The organism is Microvirga sesbaniae, from assembly GCF_025460805.1.
GTDB lineage: Bacteria > Pseudomonadota > Alphaproteobacteria > Rhizobiales > Beijerinckiaceae > Microvirga > Microvirga sesbaniae.
The window spans coordinates 1-21,244 of sequence record NZ_JAMXFJ010000058.1; the positions used below are offsets into that span (position 1 = coordinate 1).

Sequence of the window (21,244 nt, forward strand, 5' to 3'; positions counted from 1 at the left end):
GAACGTCAGCACTCACGGTCGGGCGGAGCGACATGGAACCCTCCAGGTCTGGACCCAAGCCCCCACAGCTTGAACGCTGAGCCCACCTTAACCGCTCCACCGAATAACGAATTCGCCAGCAGTATCCAACGCGAGGGAAGATCACCGTGACCCTCCTGCAGGCGCCCACGGCACGAGATCTGGGCGCCGCGAACCGGGAGCACTGGACGAGCTTGCGCCAGCGTCTGCAAAGAGGCCGCCGCGCACGAACCCTGCGCACCCGCTTTCGGCACGATCCCGTCGTCTATAAGGCAGCACTTGAACAGCAGGCCGGCCAGCTAGCTTTGCCTTCCAATTTTTTCTAACACTCGTCAGGTTATCGAAAGCTGTTGGCGTTAGCTTGAGGAGGTGGATGCCTACGCGGCATCGCCGCCCGTCCATAATGAAGATAAACGCCGGAGTACCCGATGGTCTCAGCAATTGGAAGTTTTGGCAGCTTCGGTGTGTCCTTGGCCCGCGCAGGGGGCCATGGAACGCCCCATCCTAAAAAGCCGGTTGATCCTAACGAGCCATCAGATCCTAACAAACCGGTCAGGGGGCACGATCCGACGGATGTCCCATCCGATTCCGGCGACGGCTCGCGAGCTGCATCAGAACAAGAGGCCTTCGAACTGGCGCTCAGAGCGGTTGCGCTCACTATAATGAACGATGTCATGGCTGATGCCGAGGAGGCTATGGCAGAGACCGAAGAGGATACCTGACGCTGGATAGTCCTCGTCAGGAAGCAGCGTGCCGTTGATTACGGCACAATTCGAAGAAAGGAAAGCAATATGCCTGGTATTGGAGGAACCGCTGGTAGCGGCGCTAGTACAATTCTTTCGGCGGCTGGGAGCGCAGCTACCAAAACGGCGGGCGCTGCTACGTTCCAGGCCCAACTTGCCGATCTGGCAGCGGTTAGCGCCGAAGCTACGGCTAGGAGCATGCAGCTGCGCACGCTTACGACGGAGCTCTCGACAATCAAGAAGGCGGCCGACGAACGCGCTACGTGATGTCTGACGCCGGCCTTAGGTAGTCTCGATCGCACTACTTGGTGGCGCGATGTAGAGCTGAAACGGGCCGCACGGCGATTGCCGTGCGGCTCCTCTCCTTGTTCGGAAGAATATCCTTGGACGACGCGGTTTGCCTTCATTTCGAAGTTCTATCGGGCCTCTATTGCGGGCTGACCGGAACGCTGGCTCCAGGGACGAACGTAATAGGTAGCGGCCTTGATGCCGACATCGTCTTCGTCGAGCAGGGACTCGCGCCGAATCATCTTCGTATCACTCTTCGAGCCAATTCGATCGAGGTGGAGGCCCTTGGCGCTGGATGCAACGTGGAGAGCCGCGGGAGTATTGCCGCGGGTGAGTTTAGTCTTGTTCCTCTTCCGGCCATCACTGACCTAGGCGCGATGTCGATACTCTGGTCGGCACAGGGTGCAGCGCCAGCTGGTTCAAGAGTTGCGTCCCGCGTCGCGATCCCTGTGCCAGCTCTCGTGTTACTGGGCTCGATCGGGATCGGAGTAGTCTCAGCGGTTCTCTCCTACTACGGCAGCGCCCGGGCATCGAGCGCCAATTCAACTAATGCCAAACCTGAATCCAAACTGACCTACGACCAAACCGATGATCAGACTACCCTGGCAGCTGCTAAAGACCTGCAACAAGCAATCGATAAAGCAGGCCTTCTCAACATTAAGATCGGCTCCGCAAAGGGTGTTGTTACCGCTGAAGGCACCGTCACGTCCGCATCGGCCACGCGATGGCAGCAGGTTCAGCGGTGGTTCGATCAACACACGAAGGGCGCTCTAACACTGGTCAATAGGGTAATCACCAAGGAGGAGAAGTCGCCGTCCGCAATCGCAGTTGAAGCGGTTTGGCGCGGACCCTCGCCCTATGTTGTCGTCAAGGGTGAGAAGTATTTCATCGGGGCGCTTTTGGACGATGGATGGACAGTCGATCGGATCGAGGACAGGCAGGTGCTGCTGAGCCGAAATGGCCGCCTTGCTTCTCTCCCGTATTAGATGATTCCGGTCTTTAGGCAAATTTTAAGGAGAACTCCGTTTGCCAAGCCGCCACGCTTACCCTGTCGCCCCCGGAAGTCGGGCGCTGCGTGAAGGCGTTGTCGTCCCGCAGAACCAGTTACGGCGGGCGTGCCTACCCCGGTGGAACCGGAAGCAGCTTGGCTGGAGGCCCGCCGAAGGCGGGACCGGGCCTGGCGCCAGGCTACACGATAACAGACCACGGTTCCAAACCGGGAATGTCGTGCTTATCCCCAAGCAGCAGCGCGATTTGCTCGGCAGCCTTTCCTACGTCTGCCACGCTTGCCCGCAAAGCACGCGAAACCTGCCCCTGCTGCAGTTCGCCTCTCATGCTGGGTTGTGGTTGCTCGACTTTTGCGGTTTCCAGCCCATACGCTCGCCTCGGACCACTTCGGCGGGGACTCTAACGGTCCTGCACAGAACGGATGCATCTGGTAACCAGCCGTTCTCGCGACCTTTCAGTCTCAAGCGTCGCGATGGGTGGTGGATCTTCGAAAGCTGTTTAGCAGCATAGCGATTCTCAAACGATCACGAATGGAGGCTCCATGGCCAACATCATGCGTAACCTGATCCAGCGCGCGCCGGCCAACCCGGACCTCACGGTCGCGCTGATGCTAATTCTGGCCATAGCTATGATGGTGATGCCAATACCTCTTATTGTGATCGACGCTCTGATCGGGTTCAATATGGGATTGGCCGTACTGCTGCTAATGGTTGCTTTGTATATCAGCACGCCACTCGAATTTTCCTCTCTGCCCGGCGTTATCTTGATTGCAACGGTCTTCCGTCTGGCGCTCACCATCGCAACAACGCGGATGATCCTGGCCGAAGGGGAGGCAGGCAGCATCATTCACACGTTCGGTGAATTCGTGATCTCAGGCAATATCGTGGTCGGTATTGTTATATTTCTGGTTGTGACTATGGTGCAGTTCATCGTCCTCGCGAAGGGCGCCGAACGAGTAGCAGAAGTGGCGGCGCGCTTCACGCTCGACGCTCTGCCGGGCAAGCAAATGGCGGTCGCCGCAGAGTTACGAAATGGCGACATCGATGCCGACGAATCTCGGGCACGGCGCAGCGCATTGGAGAAGGAAAGCCAACTTTACGGTGCTATGGATGGTGCGATGAAATTTGTGAAGGGCGACGCTGTTGCCGGGCTGGCGATTATTTTCATCAACGCGCTGGGTGGGATTTCGATTGGCCTGCTTTCGAAGGGTATGCCCTTCGGCGAGGTGCTGCGTCATTATACCCTACTGACCATAGGCGACGCGCTAATCTCGCAGATTCCGGCCCTCCTGCTCTCAATTACCGCGGCGACAATCGTAACCCGTGTGACCGGGGCAGGGAGCCTTAACCTTGGAACCGACATAGTCAATCAACTCACGGGCAGTAAGCGAGCATTGCGGCTTGCGGCCGTTGTTTTGGTTGCGATGGGGCTCGTTCCTGGTTTTCCTCTGCCCGTCTTTCTTATCTTAGCCGCGATCTTCGCCGCGGCAAGCGTTGTCAAGGGTAATGGGCTGGGCGCGGGAGGCACCGCTTCTACAACTGCAGCGTCAGAGGAGCCTCAGAACGAAACCATGCCGTCGGAGGCATGTCCGATTGTCCTCTTCCTTGCGCCGGACCTTATGCGTGCGATCAATCAAGTCGAACTACAACAGCACATTGCGCGCGTTTCTCAATTAGTCTCCGCCGATCTCGGCATTATCGTCCCCCGTATTCCTGTCGCTGCCGATCAGCAGCTGCTGGGTTCACAGTTCAGGATAGATATCGAGAGCGTGCCGGTCGAGCAGAATTCGATTAATCCGACAGAGTTAACGCTCAAAGACGAGCTCGCGAACATTGAATCGAGTGGCATTCCCTTCCGGCATGATCCACAAGCAGACGCTATCTGGGCCGAACAAAGCTTTGCACCGGCTCTCAAAGCTGCTGGCATCAGGTATCACCATCCAAGCGAACTCCTCGCGCTACGTGTCCAAACGACGTTGACCCGCTATGCATCGCGCTTGATCGGCATCCAGGAGACCAGCCGGTGGATGGGCCGGATGGAGCGGGATTATGCTGATCTGGTGAAGGAGGTGCTGCGGACGACACCGATACCTCGGATCGCCGATGTACTCCGCCGCCTGCTGGATGAAGGTGTCCCGATCCGCAACTCTCGCATCGTGTTGGAGGCATTAGCCGAATGGAGCGAGCGTGAGCAAAATGTCGCCCTTCTCACGGAATACGTGCGCTCTTGTATGAAACGCCAGATCTGTCACCGCAATGCCAACAGACACGGAATCGTGGCCGCCTTGATTATCGAACGTGAAACTGAGGATTTGGTGCGCAGTGCGGCTCGAGACACAGCGGCAGGCCCCACGCTGGTACTAGAAGATCGGCAAAGCGAAGCTCTGGTGTCACAGATGCGTCAGGTTCTTTCCAGCACGGCGTCGGATCAGACCAACCCTGTCGTATTAACTTCGATGGATGTCCGACGCTTCGTCCGCGGTTTTCTCATGCGGAATGGGATCGATCTCTCTGTGCTCTCCTACCAGGACCTTGCGTCCGACTTCACGATTCAGCCCGCTGGATCGGTTACACTCCGCCTGGAAACGCTAGAGGGCCGTCAGGGGAAGCTCGCGATATCCGCGTTGCCATCAACGGATGGCGAAAGCACATGATGAAAGGTGAGAACTAGACATGTATTCGTATAGGATTGTAGGCTCATTGGCATTTCTTTCGTTTCGCTTGAAATCAGTTCTCGTCGCCGTACTTGCCATCCTTCCTCTCGGCGGTTGCGCGAGCTGGAGTAAGCCGGATCGTTCAATGGAGGAGACGCCGTCCCCAGCGTTATTAGGCGCCGAACACATCGATCCGGCTATGCGCGAACGCATTTTGCGCGCAGTCGGTCAGGACTCACAGGTGCCGACTTTGTTGGATTTGGAGCAGCATCCGGGTAACGTCGATGCGGCGATCAGTCTTACGAATGTCCTGCTGGCACAGAAGCGCCAGCAAGAGGCGCTTCAGGTACTCGACAGAGTCTTGGTTGCAGACCCGGAGAACTTGCGCGCATTAAATGCGAAAGGAGTTGTTCTGGATACTCAGGGGCGGCATGACGCGGCACAAGTGCTATATCGGCAGGCCCTCAAAAGGGAGCCAGGAAATCAGATGGTGCAACACAATCTCGACTTGTCCCTGGCGTCTGACGGGAACTCCGAACCGAGCGCATTGGCACCGTCACAATAACTTTGCACTGCACCAGACTCGATGCGCCTGTCAGAAGCGGTCGCAAATCGTGTTTCCGGAGGATGGCGCGCAATTACTTTTCTTTTCGCGTGAGAGGGCGCAGCAGAATGCGGCTCATGGCAAGGTAGAGCAGCATCTCGCGAGTCTCGATCAGGCGTTCGTAGCTCTTAGTCTGACGCCGTTGGTGGTCAACCAGGCGATCGTCCATTCAACAACCCAGCTTCGCGCAAGCACTTGAAAGCCACTCAGTCGCATTGGCGGTTCCGCACCGACACACATCCAAACGCCGCGGCTCTTCCAGTGTTGCGGGATCGTCAGCCCAGCAAAGCGCACGGTGCAGCCGGTCCTCCAGGTCACGATAGGCGGTATTTGGCTACGGCCGCTCGACGGCCGGAAAAGGATGCTGCCGACCCTGCGACGGGAGTTCAACCCGTGCGCGATCTGGGTGTCGACGGGTTGCACGGTGTTCTTCAGCAGCGTGCCATGTGTGTCGACGAGCAAGTGACGCTTGCGGCTCTTGGGCGCTTTCCCGCGATCGTAGCCCGCGTTTCAGCCATCGCAGTTGTCTTGACCGGCTGGTCATCGATGAACTCCGCGGTGGGCTGCGAGTTGCGACCGATCGTCCGAGAATCGCTCTCCCGGAAGGCCTCGGTCACGTGCTCGCGAGTGCCGTCCTCCCGCCACTGGGCATAGCGGTAGGAGACACCGCACCGGGGTAGATACTCATGCGGAAGCAACAGCCGTTGGGCTCCCGTGCGCAGCAGATAGAAGACCTCATCGACGAAGTGTCGTAACGAACAGGTCTGCCGCCCTCCCGCTGGGTACATGCGGGGACAAGGGCTCGAGCAGCGCCCATGTGGCATCGTTGAGATCGCTAGCGTAAGATCAGGCATCCATGACGGCGCTCGTGAGTCTTGCAACAGCCCGCATCCGCCGCAGCGGCCCAACACCATACCTATGGTGAATCAATCACTTGCAGCGCGAAATTAATGATTCTCACGCAGGTGGTGTAACATAGGGCGGTGTCGATCCTCGTGAGGAGGTGCGCGATGCAGGACAACGTGTGGCGGCCGGCGCATCTGACGCCGAAGCAAATGGAGGAGCGGCGTCTCGCGGCCGCAAGGCTGTTGCGCCAGGGACAGCTCTCCCGAGCCGAGATCGCCCGCCAATTGGGGGTGAGCCGCGCCAGCGTCTGTCGCTGGGCGGTCACCCTTGCCCAGGAGGGCTCGCACGGCCTGCACGCGCGACCCATTCCAGGACAGCTGCCCCGCCTGGATGAGAAAGCCTGGACCCGCTTGGGTCGACTCCTGGACCGAGGCGCAGTGGCGGCAGGCTTTGCCACCGAGCGGTGGACCCTCGAGCGCATCGCGGCCCTGATCGAGCGGGAGTTCGGGGTGCGCTATCATCCGCGCTATCTGGAGCGTCCGCTCAAGGCGCATGGGTTTAGCGTGCAGCGTCCCGCCACCCGGGCCAAAGAGCGGGATGAACTCGTGATCGCGGTCTGGCCTAAGCGCGAGTGGGTGGCGCTCAAAAAAAGGCGCAGCGGGAGCACCGGACGCTCCTGCTCATGGATGAGACGGGCCACAGCTCTCGGATCCGGCCGGGCACGACCTGGGCCCGGCGCGGGCTGACCCCGGTGCTGCAGCGCGTCAGCAAACGGCGGGAGGTGTCGAGCATCGTGGCGATCACGCCCGACGGGCGGCTCTATGCCCGTCATGTCCGCACCAGCGTCACAAGCAGCACCGTGATCGCGGCCCTGCGGTCTTTCCGCCGGAACGTCGGTACGCCGCTGCTGGTGGTCTGGGATCGGCTTAACGCACACCGCTCACGCGCCACCACCGATTTTATTGCGGCCCATCCGCAGGACTACGCGGTCGCCTACCTGCCGGCTTATGCACCAGAGCTTAACCCGGAGGAGCAATGCAATGCCCTTGTCAAGCGAGCGATGGCCAATGCGCTACCTGAATCAGTCGCCGATCTGCACCGCCTGGCCCGCCGTGAATTCTGTCGCTTGCAAGGTCAACCCGAAATGATCGTCAGATTCTTTCGGCACACAGGCCTCTCTGTTGCAGGCCTTCCGTGAAGATCATTAGATGTCTCACTAGCCCTTTAGAGGCTGGTGAGCAATTATCTTTCCTTTCGCGTGAGACGGCGCAGCAGGATGCGGCTCATGGCGAGATAGAGCAGCATCTCGCCGGTCTCGACCAGGCGTTCGTAGTCCTTGGCCAGCCGCCGGTTGGTGGTTAGCCATGCCAGGGTTCGCTCAACGACCCACCGGCGCGCGAGCACCTGAAAGCCGCTCGGGCGCGTCGGCGGCTCCGCGTCGGCCCACGTCCAGACACCACCGGACCACCAGTGTTGCGGAATCGACAGCTTCCATCCGAGCGCTCTGCGCAACCAGTCCTTCAGCCCTCGATAAGCGGTGTCGGCCCACATCAACTCAATGGCCGGGAACAGATGCTGCAGCCGCTCCAGCAGGAGTTCGGCTCCGGCGCGATCGTGGAGATCGGCGGGCTGCACGCTGGTCTTCAGCAGATTGCCTTGTGTATCAACGAGAAGATGGCGCTTGCGGCGCTTGATCTTCTTGCCACCATCATAGCCACGCGGTCCGCCCATCTCGGTGGTCTTGACTGACTGGCTATCGATAGTCGCCGCACTCGGTTGAGGAGACCGGCCGATCGTGCGCCGATACCTCTCGCGCAGCACCTGTGTGATGTGCTCCCATGTGCCGTTCTCGCGCCACTGCGCATAATGGGAGAAGACGGCGTAGCGCGGCGGATATCCGTGAGGCAGTAGCCGCCATTGGGCTCCTGTCCGGAGCAGGTTGCGGATTCCGATTCAATCCGGACGGGGATTCCGATTTGACGCCGGACAGCATTCCGGAATGAAGCCGGACACCGTTCCGATCAATTACCGGACACTTTCCCCACTCTGATGATCCCCTGGGTCAGCAACTCGGGCATCACCCTCCTCACGTCATCGAGGAGAATGGAATGCCCGCCAAGAGGAAGCTGACCATGAGACAGTTGAGACAGATGCTGCGCCTGGCCCGGGACTGCATCAGCGTGCGCGACATCGCCGAGAGGCTCGGGATCGCGCGCAGCACCGTCCAGGAGAACCTCAAGCGCGCCGAGCAGGCCGGCTTGAGCTGGCCCTTGCCCGGCGACCTGACCGACGAGGCCCTGGAGAACAGGCTTTTCGCCCGCGCCGGCGTCAAGCAGGGACAGCGCCGGCGGCCCGAGCCCCACTGGGCCGAAGCCATCGTCGAATTGAAGAAGCCCGGCGTCACCCTGCAAATCCTCTGGGAGGAGTACCGGGCCGTCCATTCCAACGGCTATGGCTACAGCCGCTTCTGCGAGCTCTTCCGCTCGTTTGAGAGCCGGCTCTCGCCGACCATGCGCCAGGACCATATTGCCGGCGACAAAGTGTTCGTCGACTATTCCGGCAAGAAGATCGCCATCGTTGATTCCGACACCGGCGAGATCCGCCAGGCCGAGATCTTCGTCGCCGTGCTCGGCGCCTCCAACTTCACCTACGCCGAGGCGACCTGGACCCAGTCCCTGCCGGACTGGATTGGCGCGCATGGGCGCATGTTCCGCGTCTTCGGCGGCGTTCCGCGCCTGATCGTGCCGGACAATCTCAAGTCAGGGGTCAACCGGGCCTCGTTCTACGATCCCGAGATCAACCGCAGCTACGGCATGATGGCCGCGCATTACGGCATCGGCATCCTGCCGGCGCGGCCACGAAAGCCCAAGGACAAAGCCAAAGTGGAGAATGGCGTGCGCTTTGCCCAGACCTGCATTCTCGGACGGCTGCGGCACCAGACTTTCTTCTCGCTGGCCGAAGCCAATGCGGCGATTGCCGGCGCGTGCGAGCGCATCAACGATCATGTCGTGCGCCGCCTCGGGGTCAGCCGCCGGCATCTCTTCGAGACGATGGAGCGCCCGGCGCTCGCGCCGCTGCCGGGCGACGACTACGAGTTCGCCGAATGGCGCTTCGTGCGGGTCGGCACGGACTATCACGTCGAGTACGACGGCTTCTTCTATTCGGTTCCGCACGGCCTGATCCGCGCGCAGGTCGACCTGCGGGCCACCAGCCGCACGATCGAGATCTTCCACCGCGGCCAGCGCGTGGCAACCCATCAGCGCCGCTACGGTGGGCGCCGGCACAGCACCGACCCGGACCACATGCCGAGTTCCCATCGGCGCTATGCCGACTGGACCCCGGAGCGCTTCCGCCGTTGGGCGGCGTCCGTCGGCCCTCAGACGGAAGGTCTGATCACGGCTATTCTGGCGCGCCGCCCGCATCCTGAGCAGGGCTTCCGGACTTGCCTCGGGGTTCTGCGCCTGTTGCGCGATCTCGAACCCGCTCGCGCTGAAGCGGTGTCGGCCCGCGATCCCGAGCCCACCGCCATTCTGGAGCACGCCAACCTGCGCGGCCCCGGCTACTTCCACTAAGGAGATCCTGCATGTTGACCCATCCCACTCTCGCTCTGCTGGCCGATCTTGGTCTTCACGGCATGGCCAGTGCCTTCAAGGCTCTGCAATCCCAGCCCGAGGCTCGGGCTCTCGAGCATGGCGACTGGCTTGCACTGCTGCTCGAACGCGAGGCGACGCTGCGCTGTCAGAAGCGGTTTGAGAGCCGGGCGCGGGCGGCCCGCCTGCGCCATGACGCGCATGTCGAGGATGTCGACTTCAGGGCGGCGCGCGGTCTCGACCGCGGGCTCTTTCTCAAGCTGGCCGGCTGCGACTGGATCCGTGAACGACGCGGGCTCCTGCTGACCGGACCAGCCGGGGTCGGCAAAAGCTGGTTGGCCTGCGCGCTGGGCCAGAAGGCGTGCCGGGAGGACTTCTCGGTGGTGTATCACCGCGCGCCCAGGCTGTTTGCGGCGCTCGCTCTGGCGCGGGGAGACGGCCGCTATGCCCGGATGCTCAAGGCGCTGGCCCGCGTGGATCTTCTCATCCTTGATGATTGGGGGCCCGAGAAGCTCGCTGACGATCAGCGGCGGGATCTGCTGGAGATCGTCGAGGACCGGTACGAGCGGCGCTCCACCATCGTGACGAGCCAGATCCCGGTCGACCGCTGGTATGAGATCATCGGCAATCCGACCATCGCCGATGCGATCCTGGATCGCCTGATCCACAATGCTTACAGGATTGAACTGTCCGGCGAGAGCCTGCGCAAGCAGCGCTCCCCGGCCGCTGCATCATCGTCCGATTGACGACCGGCCAATCCCACTCCACCATCTCCCATGACCCAGGATCAAACGAGGAGAGTGTCCGGCTTCAGATCGGAACGCTGTCCGGAATGAAATCGGAATGGGTGTCCGGCTTCACCTTGGAATACGCGTCCGGCTTCACCGGTATCCGCAGCAGGTAGAAGATGGCGTCGGCGATGCGCCGTAAGGGATAGGTCTGTCGTCGCCCGGCAGGGTGGCTGCGGGGGATGAGGGGCTCGAGCAGCGCCCATTCCGCATCGGTGAGATCACTGGCGTAGCAACTGGCATCCATGGCAGGGCTCCAGGATCGTCAAACAGCCCACATCCGCAGCAGCGGCCAGCTCCACACCTATGATGAATCAAAGACTTAGGTTGAGCAATGAAATTGCTCACCAGCCTCTTAATGAGCTTCACGAAAGCGTTGTCGCATATGACCCTTTTGCGCGCTGGCGCGGTCGGAGCACCAGACCTCGGGCCGGTGCCCACCCATAAGGGTCCGTCACGCCTCGCGGGCCAGGGAGACGTGACGGACTACAGTATCCGAGCAGCGGAACACCCAATGCCAGGCGTTCGCACCCTCGGTCCGCACACCGGTCTGATCAGAGGCGATGACCCGGGCCTGGCCCAACGCCGCGATGCCTCAATTGCGCTCGGCCCCGAGGGCACCCTCGCCAGCCACAGGACGTTGATCACCCCACCTCGCTGACGGTGAGCCCGAACGGGTCCGCGAATGCGCTTTGCAGCAGCCTGTAGGACAGAGCCTGGGAGGTGTCGTGATAAGTGATGGCATGGGCGTGTGACACGAACGGTGTCCCCTTGCAGCGTCCGGCACGGATGCGGCGATCCGCGTCCACGCGCCGGCAGCGCACCGTCAGGCGCCGACATAAAGTGACGCGGGTCGCCACCTCCGGGAGGTCAAATTGCCCGTGGATGCTGATCGTCTCCGCCGACTAATCCGCTATCTGAACGGCTTCGCAGCGCAAGAACCGGTTAGGACGGTGCTCGACCACTTCATACGGCGTAGATAGGAGGATCCGGCTGCGGCCTTCGTAGCCCGTTTTGGAGCGCTCGCGCGGCTCCTTGCGATCAGTCGAGGGAGGTTCGGAGGATTTGGGCGAGGTCTTTTGCAGCCCCTGCAGTTGCAGCGCCAACTCGATCAGTTCTTCTTTGCTCAGACGCTCAAGATCGCTGCGGCCCACACAAACATGGAATCAGTGAAGCCCGATTTGTGGAGGGACCTGCATAACTACAAAATGACCGCGGCCCGCGCGGCCGGCCAACGCTGTGGTCAAATTTATACTAAACCTGCAGAGTAAAGAGCTTTCGCGACAGGTGCGAAATATTGCGCAGGAATGGCTTCGCCCAGCTTCGTCGCGCTGATAAGCTGACGCGTAAGAACATCATCACGGCGGATGTGGACACGTAGCCTCCGCGCTTCCCTTAACATTTTTGGAGCAGCCTCACCCTCGGCGCGGCAAACCAAGATTGGCACCCCGATCTCGCCACGAACGTAACGCAGACCGACGAGTACAGCCTTCCCTGCCAAGAGCAATGTGGCCCGGTGCACTCCCAGCGAAGGCTCGTGCGCAGCCTCGTTCCAGAGGCGACGTCTTTCAGTCTTTAGCTCCGGCGTACCTTCCTGATCCTTGAACTCACGCATCACCTCGGTTCTGGTCATGCGCATTTCGCGCAGAAACAACGCACGCTGCACCAGGAGATCGATCAGTCCGCCGACCAGAAGGGTACCCGCTCCGATCTGGCTTAGCAGTTTCGCTTGCGTAAACACGAGGCTGATACATCCCACGCCGCAGATCGGAAGATAGACCATCGTCTTCCACGTGCCGAGAAGGAAGAGAAGAAAGATTACGCTCAGGACAATTGCTTTGACTATAGTCTTGCCAACCTCCACTGCCGAACGCGCCGACGCCATCCGCTTCAGCCCATCGAACGGATTAATCTTTTCAAGATTGAGCGTCATTGCCTCCAATGAGAAGACAAATCCACCGTTGTTTATCAATCCAGCCAGTATTACCGCAGCGATGAGGGTTCCGAGCAACGGGCCAACAGTTTCCAGTGTGAGTTCGATGAGCAGGATGAGGGCCTGCCAGACCGCTATACTGAAGGGCAGGCTCTGCAGTTTATCTACCAATAGTAGCGCTTCGTGGCATTTGGCTTGTATCTCGCTGCCTCTGAACCAGATATAGCCGAGCCCACCGCATGTGGCGGCCGCACGGACGAAATCGGAGCTGCGCGCGATCTGCCCTCTTCTGCGCGCCTCGTTTAGCTTGCGCGAGCTTGCGGCATGCTTCTTCTCTTCACTCGACTCGCTCATTTCAGCAGTTCGCCCAGCCACTCAAGCGCGCCATTCGCTGGTTTGATCTCCAGTCTCATTGCCACCACCAGATATGCAGTATAGCCAGTCATAACAATCGGGAACCCGATATTCTTGATGATCGGAGACAGATGGCTCGACTTGAATTGCGGCGCAAAGCGCAGAAGTATCATCATTGAGAGGTCAACCAACAACAGGAAGGACACCACAGGCCCGGAGACCAATAAGGTCGTGAGCATCATGTGGTCGAGGAGTTCTAACAACTCCGTTGCTGCCCCGGCGGTCGGTGTGGGGTAGAACCGATACACAGGCCAGACCTGGAAGCTGCCATAAAGGGCGCTGGCCACAACCTCGAAGCCTCCCGAAGCGACGAAGACCGTAATAGCGGTGATCCCGAGAAAAATACCCATCGCTGAAGCCTGACTGTTCGTTGAGGGGTCGGACGGAGCGGATGGGCTGGTGATGCCGCGTTGGTTGTCGATAAACTCACCGGCCGCCTGAAGGCTCCATAACGGAATGCCGAGGAAAGTGCCAAGTAATAGGCCGGCAAAGATCTCCTTCACACCGAGCAGAGTCACCTGGATCAGACGTGTTTCCGGATCGAGCGCCTGCAATCCATCACTGACGAATGGCAAGCACGGGAGCCCCAAGGCGACAGCACAGGAGCCACGGATCAATCCGCTGAGCTGAGCCCGCGCAAACACCGGCAGCACCATTATAATGCCCGTCGCCCGAGCCGCGCTAAGGCCGGCTGCAGCGAGGAGTTCGATAGCCGAATGGATCAGGTTTTGAATCTCGGCCGGCAACGCAATCATGGTGGAGGCTGGTAGCTAGGAGCGATTGCGGGAAACTCGGTAAAGATTTGGTCAGCCAGCGCTATGAGCGGGGCGCTCAGCACAGGCGCAAACAGGCCAATCACCGCCACCACAACCAGAAGCTTTACCGTGAGGGGCAGGCTTTCATCCTGGATTTGCGTCGCCGCCTGGATGATCCCGATGACCAAGCCAACAATCACCGACGCAATGAGCGGCGGTAGAATCCAGATCATGAAAACCATCAATGACCGGCTCATAAGAGTGACAATGCTAGACTGAGTAATATTCAACCTCCCGGTGTGGCGTAACTCAACACAAGTCCGTGCATCAATCTCGACCACCCATCAATGGCGACAAACAAAAAAAGTTTGAAAGGGACAGAGATTACTGTCGGTGACACCATCGACATGCCCATCGCCATCAGAATTGCCGTTACGATAAGATCGATGACAATAAAGGGAAGGTAGAGAAGGAATCCTATCTCAAACGCGCGCTTGAGTTCTGAAAATAGAAAGGACGGTACGAGAATGGCGATATCATCGGGTGTGGTTCTGGCGCGCATTTCCTCTGGCCAAAGTCTTTCTGTCGCGGACAGGAAGAAACGGCGCTGCTCTGAACTTGTGAACTTCTTGAGATACTCGCGTACGGGCTCTCCCCCCTCTTTCGTGGCGCTTACCCAGTCGTCTAGCGTTTGATAACGGATCCTCGAGTCGGTCATACGACTATAGGCCTGTTCAATAACAGGTGCGCTGATGAAAGTGGCGAGGATGAGTGCTGCCGCGTACAGCACGACGTTCGGTGGTATAGTCTGGGTCCCGAGCGCATTGCGGACGAGGAACAGAACAACCGAAACCTTTATAAACGCCGTGGTTGTGACGACCGCCAAAACCAGAAGGCCGAGTCCGGCTGTGACCGCAAGAAGTGATAGAATCGGCGGCTGAATCTCAGTCATTGCATGTCAACCTGCTGCGAAGCCTGATGCCCAGCTCGTCTCCGACCCGCACGATGTCGCCACGACCGATGCGCCGACCGTTGGCTAGGATGTCGACGGGACCGTCGATCGGCCGACCAAGCTCGAAAACATGCCCTTCGCCCGCCCTTCTCAATTCTCCTAGAGACATAGGCCAGCGGCCGCATTCAAACACAAGCATGATTTCTATATCATCGAGATCTGCTTCCGATCGTTCTTGACGGGACTCGGGTTGGGTCGTCATATCCACATGCTCCACGGGGTGCGATCGCGGGCGGAAGGGACCCCGCAGGATCAAGTTGTCGCCCTCAATGTCTGCTCCGGCCCATAACTGGCCCACGGACAGGACCATCTGGCCGCGGCCAAACGGAGATATGTCTGGCAATAGAGCATCACCGATACATGCTTTGCGAACAAGCGCTGCCGGAGCACAGAGCGTGCCGACCACTCCTGCAACTATGGCCGGAAGTTCCTGGGGAACCTCGCGCGGCTGTAGCGGCAACTGGCGGATCAGTTCGCCTAATGCGCGGAAGGCAGGCGGCACCAAACCATCAAGAGGAGAGAACAGGAACAGACGGCCCTTGCCATCGACCGAGCCGAAGACGAGGTCAAGCTCTAGATAAGGAGCCACTGTTAGGGCTTCACCCAGGCCCACAAGCTGTAGGTTCAGCTGCGTCTGGCCCTCCAGTTGAGCCAAAAGCGGATCGAGTGCGAGTTCGAGAACGAGCGAAGCAGTTGGTTCGGAAGGCAAAGCAAGGCCGCTCTGTACTGTCGCGACGAGCGCCTCCACAAGCCGCTGTGACAGCGACAAGACGATCGTTTCAGCCCCGACGCGCCAAACGCAGTCAAGCATCGGAACAGTGGAAGGTTTCTGCTGCCAAACAAGCCCTTGTGTCCGCACCGACAGCGGCTTGTCGCCGATCCGGCTGTGAAGGGGCCGCCTGGAAGATGCTATATCATTGAGCCACGAGACAACCTCGTGGGACAATGTTAGCGCTGGTTCGAAGACAGTGGTTTTGACCAGAGCGGCTACCATTGCGGCTCTATGCTGCACAATCGCATCATTCAGGATCCTTGGGCTTAGCGGACCGGGTCGCGCGACAAATGGGCGAGCGAAACCCGCCCATACCGATGGCATATCTCGTCGTCCGCTTCTATTTCGCCTGCGGTCTCCGCATGAATATCTGCGGAGCGCCGGACGTCATCCTTAATAAGTTTCCATTTGTGCTTTGCTATCGAACGTTTGACCCATAGGCCCCTCATTTCAGACGCCGCTGCCTCGGCCTCTCCCTGAGCGAGGCGAGCACCATCGAGTACGCGGTGCCTAGAAGTGACTTCCGCCGCAAGCCGGTCAATTTCAAGGTGGTGACGGTCGAGCGCAGCGCCAGTCAATGTGTCAAGCGACATCAACTTTCCGTAGAGTGCCGCTTCCCGCAGTTCGCGATGTTGCAGTGCAATTGCAAGCTCCTCGGAGGCGCTCTGTACAGCTGAGGTGGCCATGCGTCGCTGACCGTCCTTCGCCGATAGCTGCCTAAGCGCGCTACGCTCTTGCAAATTCTTTAAAAACGATAACCTCAAGACGTGAACCTGATTCACGCAGTCAGACGCGACATCCATGCGATCGTTTCCTCAAAATCAGACGCCTCGCCTTCGCGCTGGCGCAAAAACTCTCTCAGGTCCCCAATCGTGGCGACAGCCCGGTCAGTTAACAGATCGCCGCCTTGCTGGTATTCGCCGACCTTGAGCAAAAACTCGGTCTCCGCATAGCGCGAAAGCAGATCGCGGAAAAACGACGCTGACGCGCGATGGGTGTCAGAAACGATCGCATCCATAACACGACTGCGACTCTGCAGCACGTCGATAGCAGGGAAATCCGATCGTGCCGCAATAGCGCGCGAGAGCACGACATGGCCGTCGAGAATGCCGCGCGACTCCTCCGCGATTGGATCCCCGGCACCGTCACCTTCGACGAGGATCGTATAGAACGCTGTAATCGAGCCTTGTTCATCCATGCCGGCACGTTCCAGCAGGCCCGGAAGCATGGCGAAAACAGAAGGAGGGAAGCCGCGCCGGGTCGGCGGTTCGCCAGCAGCAAGGCCTATTTCGCGCATGGCGCGGCAGAATCGCGTCAGCGAATCCAGCATGAGCGCTACACGTAACCCTTGTTCGCGAAAGTATTCCGCCAGCGCGGTCGCCACAGGAGCACACTGCGCCCGCTCCACGGCCGAGCGGTCCGAGGTCTCAACAACGACGATCGTACGGCGGAGGCCCTCCTCCCCAAGATGCCGCTCGATGAATTCACGAACTTCACGTCCACGCTCGCCTATGAGGGCGACGACGAAGACGTCGGCAATGGCACCTCTTACGATCTGTGACAATAACGTCGACTTGCCGCAACCAGGCTCGCCATAAATCCCAATTCGCTGGCCCTCTCCACATGTGAGGAGACCATCCAGGGCGCGGATCCCGAGCGGGAAGGGCTGCTCAACGATGCGCCTTTTCATTGGATTAGGCGCCCTGGCGTGCAGCGGACGGGTTTCGGCAGCTTTGACGTCGCCCTTGCTGTCAAGTGGACGGCAACGACTGTCAATCACACGGCCAAGCAAATCGGGACCGACCGGCACTTCACGCATTCGTCCGGTGGGTACGACCTCTGCGTGGCTGGACAGACCCACTAAGTCACCGATTGGCGTGAGCAATACCCCATTGTCCAACAAACCGATCACCTCTGCTTCAAGCGACAGGCCGGTTCGCGCATCCTGCAGCAGACAAAGCTCGCCAATCCGAGCACCCGGCAACACGGCATTGACAAGGGTTCCTACGGCGCGCGTGATTCGGCCACGCACGACACGCGTGTCGATTTGCTTTACTATGGACCTCAAAGACGAGATTGCCGGATCGGGAGCACGGCTATGGGTGGGATTAGTATGCTGTGGCATTGGGGGGATCACAGTTCGCCCCCGTCAGAATGGACGCGAAAGCCAAGCCGCAGCGCACGCATCTGTGCGTCAAGTCCAAGCTCCACATTACCGTACTCGCTCCAGAGCACGCACTGTTGTGGTGACAACGTCGGATCCGGATCAACTCGAACCCTCGGCTGACCCTCCCGCCCGTCGCATCCAATAAAGGCACGCGCGAGCATGTCGACCTGCGTGGGATGCACATGAAGGTAAACTTCCGCGCCGCTATAATTGCGCTCGATCGCATGACGAACCGCGGTGACCAACAGCTCGCCCGGATCGAAGGCCCCTAGAAGCTCGGTTACTATCTCTATCACCAGCTGTGGTAGTTCCTGCTCTAGAACCGCCCTCCGGCGCGCCACCTCGGACGCCGCCCGCGCGATGAGCCGGGCCATCTCCTCAGCGCCTGCATTCAGGCCATCGGCGCGGCCCCGTGCCCATTCACGTTGATAGGCGGAGCGCGCCCACCTGCGAACCCGCTGCCGATGCCGGTCTGCTGCATCACGCGCTTCTGCAGCGCAATGCCAGGTCTCGAGTTCACTCGCTGATATCAGTGGCCCTAATGGGCGCATCTGCGGCGTGATGGGAGGCGCGGGGGCGTCGGCTGTCATGTGGCCCGGTTCTCCGCACCAAGCTGGGTTAGGACAAGCGAGACCAGCCGGCCGGAGGCCTTACTGTGTTCAGGCGACGGGCTTTCTGCGGCGGTCCCGAGGGGCAATCGAAGAAGAACGCGCTTACGGCCGAGGGCTGTACTGTCATTGAGCCAAGCGCCGAGACAGGCATGCCCGTCGTGGTTGATTTGCTGCGCCAATTGTTCAGGATCGGCAATCGGAGCGTTTGCGAGCGCGATCGCATGGGCGAGATGTCGGATGCCGAACGCGTGGGCATCAGCGCCAATGTGCTCTGCAAGTACTGCGAGGTCAGACTTAGAAACGAGCTTCAGCAGCGATCGCGCATGCCAGACACTACCAGCAAGGAGCGCGACCCGCTGGGGATCACGCCCGCCGAGAAGATCCGGCTCCCAGTTGCTTCCACTCGCATGCAGTTCATTGTCAAGCAGCAGCTCCGCCAATCTTGACTGCAGCCGGGGATGCTTCTGCAACTGCACTAACGTCGTGGCGGACAGCTCCGGATCAAGACGCGCGGCAAGACGGGTTGGATGGGCCAAAGCGGCAACATCGTTCAAGCTCGCCGAACGCGATTGGAGCGATTGAACGGATCCGGAAGTAGATGCGGGCATCAGTATTGGCATCGGGAGTACCAGTCACGCGCTGCGGTCGATGATACTTTTTGCGAACGGGCTCGATAGCGCAACCACCGAGCGACCCTCGGGCTTGGCCCGTGTGCCCGATGATTGCCTGTGCCGGCGTCTTAGAGTACTGGTTAAGAAATAGCACGCTGCCGCAAGTAAAGCTACGGCAACACCCGTCCCGATGGCTAGAAGGGGCGCTGGAACCGAGCCCGATGGTTGGGCCGAAAAACTTTCGAGTACGAGCCGTTGTTCGCGTACGGAGTGCGCCACTGGTACAAAGACCACTTCGACTTTTTCGTAAGACAGTCCTTCGATGCTGTCGGCGACGAGCATTTTTATCTTCGGTAGCAGAACTGAAAGATCCTCTTTGGCATCATGGCGGATAAAAACTGCCGCCGAGGACGGCGTACCGCCTGATCGTAACAGGTCGTTATTCGGCAGAACGACATGGACACGCACTGAAAAGACCCCATCGATGTCGTTGATGGTACGCGACAGCTCCTCGCTCAGGGCATACACATATCGAGCGCGCTCCTCAGTCGGTGAGGCAATCAGGCCTGATCCACTGAAGATCTCGCCGAGATTTTTGAAAGACTGGCGCGGCAGCCCTTTGGCGCTCAGGAGTTCGATAGACAGCGCAAGCTGTTCCTCGTCAACCTGAAGCGAGGAGGTTCCATCCTTCGCCGCAACACGGACTGCGTCGACCCCGCTGTCGATCAGAAGCGCGAGCATCTCATTCGCCTCACGCTCCTGCAACCGTGTGTAAAGATCCACCTTGCAACCGCTAAGAGCAAACAGAAGTGGCAGCGTGACGAGGCGCAACGATCGCCGACCGAGTGGCCAGCTATGGATCATTTTGACGTGAGCTAACTTAATCATCGCCGCCGCTCATCCTTGCTTTATGAGCGTATTCACAGACGAGGTGACGCCGCTGACACCCTTGGAAATTATAGAAATCTGTGTGACGCCAAAGTAGAGATCCCGCAGACCAGCGATCATTGCGCCGAAATCGTGCCCAATCGGCGTTCCCGCTGCCGCACCGTCAACAGGGAGCTTCTGCGCCGGCCCAGGTAGAGCGTTCTTTTCGTGGCTTAGCTGCTTGTCGGGCGCGGAAGAAGCAACTGAATTGTCTCGGCAGATGGGAGAGATCATCTGGAACAGGCGGTCGCCCCAGGGGCTTGTCTGCGCGGTCGTGCGTTCAACATCCAACGGCGCGGTGACTGGCACCACCCTTGCCGGCCCAAGCACGGTATCATTCTTCGAATCGGCGGCCGCCTGCGCTAGCGCACACTCAAACTGCGCCTGCTCGCCCAGCGGCGGTGATGCCGGCGCTGGACAAAATTCGGTCGGATTGGCAGAGATTGACGAGACAGGCATCATCATGCAAGGACTCGATTTGTTTCTCGTTCGCGTTGAATGAGTCCAGCCGGTTCTCACCCGCTGTTGCGCCGATACCTAGCGAAGCGAGCTGACGACAAGCTTACGAGGGCGCGATTATCACAGAATAAGGTGTCTTCGCGGCTTAAGTGGTTTTGAGAGTTTCAGCCTTTGATTTATCAGGACGCCATGTCAAGAGCTCAGATCCGACCCACCATTCTGCGCAACCTGAAGAGACTCTTCTTTGTCGGGCTTTTCGTCTCCTTTGAAATACGCTCAACTCTCGGCTTGTCTCTATCGCTTCCCTCGACGCCCTATAGGTATACGGTTCTGGATCAGGATCTCTCTGCCGCGCTGAAGGAATTCGGAAGCAACCTGAAAATTCGCGTCAACGTCAGCGCCGAGGTAAGGGGACGGATTCGCGGGCGTATGCCGGATTTGGCGCCGCGCGAGTTCCTAGACCGGTTAACGGAACTGTACGATCTTCAGTGGTATTTCGACGGCCTTGTGCTTTATGTGTCTGCTGCCAGGGAAGCACAGACTCGGATGCTTGTGCTGGCCCCGGTTCGCTTCGATGCATTTAAGACAGCTCTCGATGAGCTTGACATATCCGATGCCCGCTATGTCGTAAGGCCGGCGCCGGGGAATGGTCTCGTCTTGGTTTCCGGCCCACCTCGCTTCGTCACGCTCGTGGAGCAGACGTTCAACGGCCTCGTCGCCGAGGCGCGTGCGCAGCTTCCCGTCGCGGCGCCGACGAAGCAATCCGTACTGATACTGTTTCGGGGCTCCTCCACCATGGTCGTGCGCGATGGACGACCGGAGGTCTCCAATTTTTCTGACGTGCCGCCACAGGACGGTGTGAAGCGTGAGTCGAATCAGAAATAACTGGGATCCCGCAGCTTCTGAGGAGGTACCAGCCGCGGCCGCATCCTGAATCGATTCTTTGGAGTTAGTCAGGTTGTCGAAAGCTGAACCGGTCATGATGAGATTCGGGACGCAGCGATCGTCGGCCAGGTGGGCTGGAAAGAGAATGTGGTGCGATCAA

General features: G+C 59.6%; 24 protein-coding genes and 1 pseudogene. 9 read left to right on the forward strand and 16 right to left on the reverse strand.

Going from position 1 to position 21,244, the window contains the following annotated elements; translation table 11 throughout:
- Positions 1-146 precede the first annotated feature (146 nt).
- The 4 genes from OCW50_RS30735 to OCW50_RS30750 all read left to right on the forward strand — a co-directional run bounded on the left by OCW50_RS30735 (position 147) and on the right by OCW50_RS30750 (position 5,275).
- On the forward strand, positions 147-344 hold the full coding sequence (locus tag OCW50_RS30735; protein ID WP_210806532.1) for a hypothetical protein: 198 nt from the start codon (positions 147-149) through the stop codon (positions 342-344).
- Between the two features lie 800 nt (positions 345-1,144).
- Positions 1,145-2,035, forward strand: coding sequence for a SctD/MshK family protein (locus OCW50_RS30740; RefSeq protein ID WP_210806534.1), 891 nt, complete (start codon positions 1,145-1,147; stop codon positions 2,033-2,035).
- 563 nt (positions 2,036-2,598) lie between these two features.
- Positions 2,599-4,710, forward strand: a complete 2,112-nt coding sequence (sctV, locus tag OCW50_RS30745; RefSeq protein WP_210806536.1) for a type III secretion system export apparatus subunit SctV — start codon at positions 2,599-2,601, stop codon at positions 4,708-4,710.
- A gap of 46 nt (positions 4,711-4,756) precedes the next feature.
- The gene (locus tag OCW50_RS30750) at positions 4,757-5,275 is read left to right on the forward strand and encodes a tetratricopeptide repeat protein (protein ID WP_247654260.1); all 519 of its coding nucleotides are present in this window, start codon (positions 4,757-4,759) and stop codon (positions 5,273-5,275) included.
- Between the two features lie 73 nt (positions 5,276-5,348).
- Here OCW50_RS30750 and OCW50_RS30755 read toward each other — a convergent pair whose 3' ends face one another.
- Both OCW50_RS30755 and OCW50_RS30760 read right to left on the reverse strand, forming a co-directional pair.
- A complete protein-coding gene (locus OCW50_RS30755) occupies positions 5,349-5,483 on the reverse strand; it encodes a hypothetical protein (protein WP_262272735.1) in 135 nt (44 codons plus the stop codon).
- A 262-nt stretch (positions 5,484-5,745) separates the two neighbouring features.
- The gene (locus OCW50_RS30760; RefSeq protein WP_315974504.1) at positions 5,746-6,228 is read right to left on the reverse strand and encodes a transposase; all 483 of its coding nucleotides are present in this window, start codon (positions 6,226-6,228) and stop codon (positions 5,746-5,748) included.
- Between the two features lie 96 nt (positions 6,229-6,324).
- On the opposite strand from OCW50_RS30760, the gene OCW50_RS30765 reads away from it, so the two are divergent.
- The gene (locus OCW50_RS30765) at positions 6,325-6,906 is read left to right on the forward strand and encodes a winged helix-turn-helix domain-containing protein (protein ID WP_210806541.1); all 582 of its coding nucleotides are present in this window, start codon (positions 6,325-6,327) and stop codon (positions 6,904-6,906) included.
- On the forward strand, positions 6,843-7,358 hold the full coding sequence (locus OCW50_RS30770) for a transposase (protein WP_210806543.1): 516 nt from the start codon (positions 6,843-6,845) through the stop codon (positions 7,356-7,358). The genes OCW50_RS30765 and OCW50_RS30770 overlap by 64 nt, the downstream gene beginning before the upstream one ends.
- Before the next feature lie 44 nt (positions 7,359-7,402).
- Here OCW50_RS30770 and OCW50_RS30775 read toward each other — a convergent pair whose 3' ends face one another.
- Complete coding sequence (locus OCW50_RS30775) at positions 7,403-8,113, reverse strand: IS5 family transposase (RefSeq protein ID WP_315974505.1); 711 nt, start codon at positions 8,111-8,113, stop codon at positions 7,403-7,405.
- Positions 8,114-8,268: 155 nt separating this feature from the next.
- Here OCW50_RS30775 and istA point away from each other — a divergent pair, with 155 nt between their 5' ends.
- The gene (gene istA / locus OCW50_RS30780; protein WP_373371539.1) at positions 8,269-9,732 is read left to right on the forward strand and encodes an IS21 family transposase; all 1,464 of its coding nucleotides are present in this window, start codon (positions 8,269-8,271) and stop codon (positions 9,730-9,732) included.
- Between the two features lie 11 nt (positions 9,733-9,743).
- A complete protein-coding gene (gene istB, locus OCW50_RS30785; RefSeq protein WP_210806546.1) occupies positions 9,744-10,496 on the forward strand; it encodes an IS21-like element helper ATPase IstB in 753 nt (250 codons plus the stop codon).
- 145 nt (positions 10,497-10,641) lie between these two features.
- Here istB and OCW50_RS30790 read toward each other — a convergent pair.
- From OCW50_RS30790 to OCW50_RS30850, 13 genes and pseudogenes are all read right to left on the reverse strand, one after another.
- Positions 10,642-10,785, reverse strand: a pseudogene (locus OCW50_RS30790) (transposase); the annotation flags it as partial.
- A 658-nt stretch (positions 10,786-11,443) separates the two neighbouring features.
- Entirely contained in the window at positions 11,444-11,692 is a 249-nt protein-coding gene (locus OCW50_RS30795; RefSeq protein WP_210806548.1) for a hypothetical protein, read from the reverse strand.
- Between the two features lie 95 nt (positions 11,693-11,787).
- Positions 11,788-12,825, reverse strand: a complete 1,038-nt coding sequence (locus OCW50_RS30800; protein ID WP_210806550.1) for an EscU/YscU/HrcU family type III secretion system export apparatus switch protein — start codon at positions 12,823-12,825, stop codon at positions 11,788-11,790.
- Complete coding sequence (gene sctT, locus OCW50_RS30805; protein ID WP_210806552.1) at positions 12,822-13,640, reverse strand: type III secretion system export apparatus subunit SctT; 819 nt, start codon at positions 13,638-13,640, stop codon at positions 12,822-12,824. The genes OCW50_RS30800 and sctT overlap by 4 nt, the downstream gene beginning before the upstream one ends.
- Positions 13,637-13,897 carry an EscS/YscS/HrcS family type III secretion system export apparatus protein gene (locus OCW50_RS30810; protein WP_210806555.1) on the reverse strand — a complete coding sequence of 87 codons (261 nt, stop codon included), beginning with the start codon at positions 13,895-13,897 and terminating at the stop codon, positions 13,637-13,639. Before OCW50_RS30810 ends, sctT begins: the two co-directional genes overlap by 4 nt.
- A gap of 29 nt (positions 13,898-13,926) precedes the next feature.
- Entirely contained in the window at positions 13,927-14,592 is a 666-nt protein-coding gene (gene sctR / locus OCW50_RS30815; RefSeq protein ID WP_114948592.1) for a type III secretion system export apparatus subunit SctR, read from the reverse strand.
- Entirely contained in the window at positions 14,585-15,646 is a 1,062-nt protein-coding gene (gene sctQ, locus OCW50_RS30820; protein ID WP_210806558.1) for a type III secretion system cytoplasmic ring protein SctQ, read from the reverse strand. Before sctQ ends, sctR begins: the two co-directional genes overlap by 8 nt.
- A 44-nt stretch (positions 15,647-15,690) precedes the next feature.
- Positions 15,691-16,227, reverse strand: a complete 537-nt coding sequence (locus tag OCW50_RS30825) for a hypothetical protein (RefSeq protein ID WP_210806561.1) — start codon at positions 16,225-16,227, stop codon at positions 15,691-15,693.
- The gene (gene sctN, locus OCW50_RS30830) at positions 16,203-17,549 is read right to left on the reverse strand and encodes a type III secretion system ATPase SctN (protein ID WP_210806563.1); all 1,347 of its coding nucleotides are present in this window, start codon (positions 17,547-17,549) and stop codon (positions 16,203-16,205) included. Before sctN ends, OCW50_RS30825 begins: the two co-directional genes overlap by 25 nt.
- Before the next feature lie 8 nt (positions 17,550-17,557).
- Positions 17,558-18,181, reverse strand: a complete 624-nt coding sequence (gene sctL / locus OCW50_RS30835) for a type III secretion system stator protein SctL (protein ID WP_210806566.1) — start codon at positions 18,179-18,181, stop codon at positions 17,558-17,560.
- Positions 18,178-18,756, reverse strand: a complete 579-nt coding sequence (locus OCW50_RS30840) for a nodulation protein NolU (protein WP_371823135.1) — start codon at positions 18,754-18,756, stop codon at positions 18,178-18,180. Before OCW50_RS30840 ends, sctL begins: the two co-directional genes overlap by 4 nt.
- A 78-nt stretch (positions 18,757-18,834) precedes the next feature.
- Positions 18,835-19,701, reverse strand: coding sequence for a type III secretion system inner membrane ring lipoprotein SctJ (gene sctJ / locus OCW50_RS30845; protein WP_114948598.1), 867 nt, complete (start codon positions 19,699-19,701; stop codon positions 18,835-18,837).
- A gap of 9 nt (positions 19,702-19,710) precedes the next feature.
- Positions 19,711-20,205 (reverse strand): nodulation protein NolB, encoded by a 495-nt coding sequence (locus tag OCW50_RS30850; protein ID WP_114948599.1) that lies wholly within the window; start codon positions 20,203-20,205, stop codon positions 19,711-19,713.
- 183 nt (positions 20,206-20,388) lie between these two features.
- Here OCW50_RS30850 and OCW50_RS30855 point away from each other — a divergent pair, with 183 nt between their 5' ends.
- A complete protein-coding gene (locus OCW50_RS30855; RefSeq protein ID WP_262272737.1) occupies positions 20,389-21,084 on the forward strand; it encodes a secretin N-terminal domain-containing protein in 696 nt (231 codons plus the stop codon).
- The last annotated feature ends 160 nt before the right edge of the window (positions 21,085-21,244 follow it).

Coding starts and splice junctions, on each gene's coding strand:
- sctV (WP_210806536.1), top strand. CDS start 2,599: ATGGCCAACATCATGCGTAACCTGATCCAGCGCGCGCCGGCCAACCCG.
- OCW50_RS30755 (WP_262272735.1), bottom strand. CDS start 5,483: ATGGACGATCGCCTGGTTGACCACCAACGGCGTCAGACTAAGAGCTAC.
- OCW50_RS30760 (WP_315974504.1), bottom strand. CDS start 6,228: ATGGTGTTGGGCCGCTGCGGCGGATGCGGGCTGTTGCAAGACTCACGA.
- OCW50_RS30765 (WP_210806541.1), top strand. CDS start 6,325: ATGCAGGACAACGTGTGGCGGCCGGCGCATCTGACGCCGAAGCAAATG.
- OCW50_RS30770 (WP_210806543.1), top strand. CDS start 6,843: ATGGATGAGACGGGCCACAGCTCTCGGATCCGGCCGGGCACGACCTGG.
- istA (WP_373371539.1), top strand. CDS start 8,269: ATGCCCGCCAAGAGGAAGCTGACCATGAGACAGTTGAGACAGATGCTG.
- istB (WP_210806546.1), top strand. CDS start 9,744: ATGTTGACCCATCCCACTCTCGCTCTGCTGGCCGATCTTGGTCTTCAC.
- OCW50_RS30800 (WP_210806550.1), bottom strand. CDS start 12,825: ATGAGCGAGTCGAGTGAAGAGAAGAAGCATGCCGCAAGCTCGCGCAAG.
- sctT (WP_210806552.1), bottom strand. CDS start 13,640: ATGATTGCGTTGCCGGCCGAGATTCAAAACCTGATCCATTCGGCTATC.
- OCW50_RS30810 (WP_210806555.1), bottom strand. CDS start 13,897: ATGAGCCGGTCATTGATGGTTTTCATGATCTGGATTCTACCGCCGCTC.
- sctR (WP_114948592.1), bottom strand. CDS start 14,592: ATGACTGAGATTCAGCCGCCGATTCTATCACTTCTTGCGGTCACAGCC.
- sctQ (WP_210806558.1), bottom strand. CDS start 15,646: ATGGTAGCCGCTCTGGTCAAAACCACTGTCTTCGAACCAGCGCTAACA.
- OCW50_RS30825 (WP_210806561.1), bottom strand. CDS start 16,227: ATGGATGTCGCGTCTGACTGCGTGAATCAGGTTCACGTCTTGAGGTTA.
- sctN (WP_210806563.1), bottom strand. CDS start 17,549: ATGCCACAGCATACTAATCCCACCCATAGCCGTGCTCCCGATCCGGCA.
- sctL (WP_210806566.1), bottom strand. CDS start 18,181: ATGACAGCCGACGCCCCCGCGCCTCCCATCACGCCGCAGATGCGCCCA.
- sctJ (WP_114948598.1), bottom strand. CDS start 19,701: ATGATTAAGTTAGCTCACGTCAAAATGATCCATAGCTGGCCACTCGGT.
- OCW50_RS30850 (WP_114948599.1), bottom strand. CDS start 20,205: ATGATGATGCCTGTCTCGTCAATCTCTGCCAATCCGACCGAATTTTGT.
- OCW50_RS30855 (WP_262272737.1), top strand. CDS start 20,389: ATGTCAAGAGCTCAGATCCGACCCACCATTCTGCGCAACCTGAAGAGA.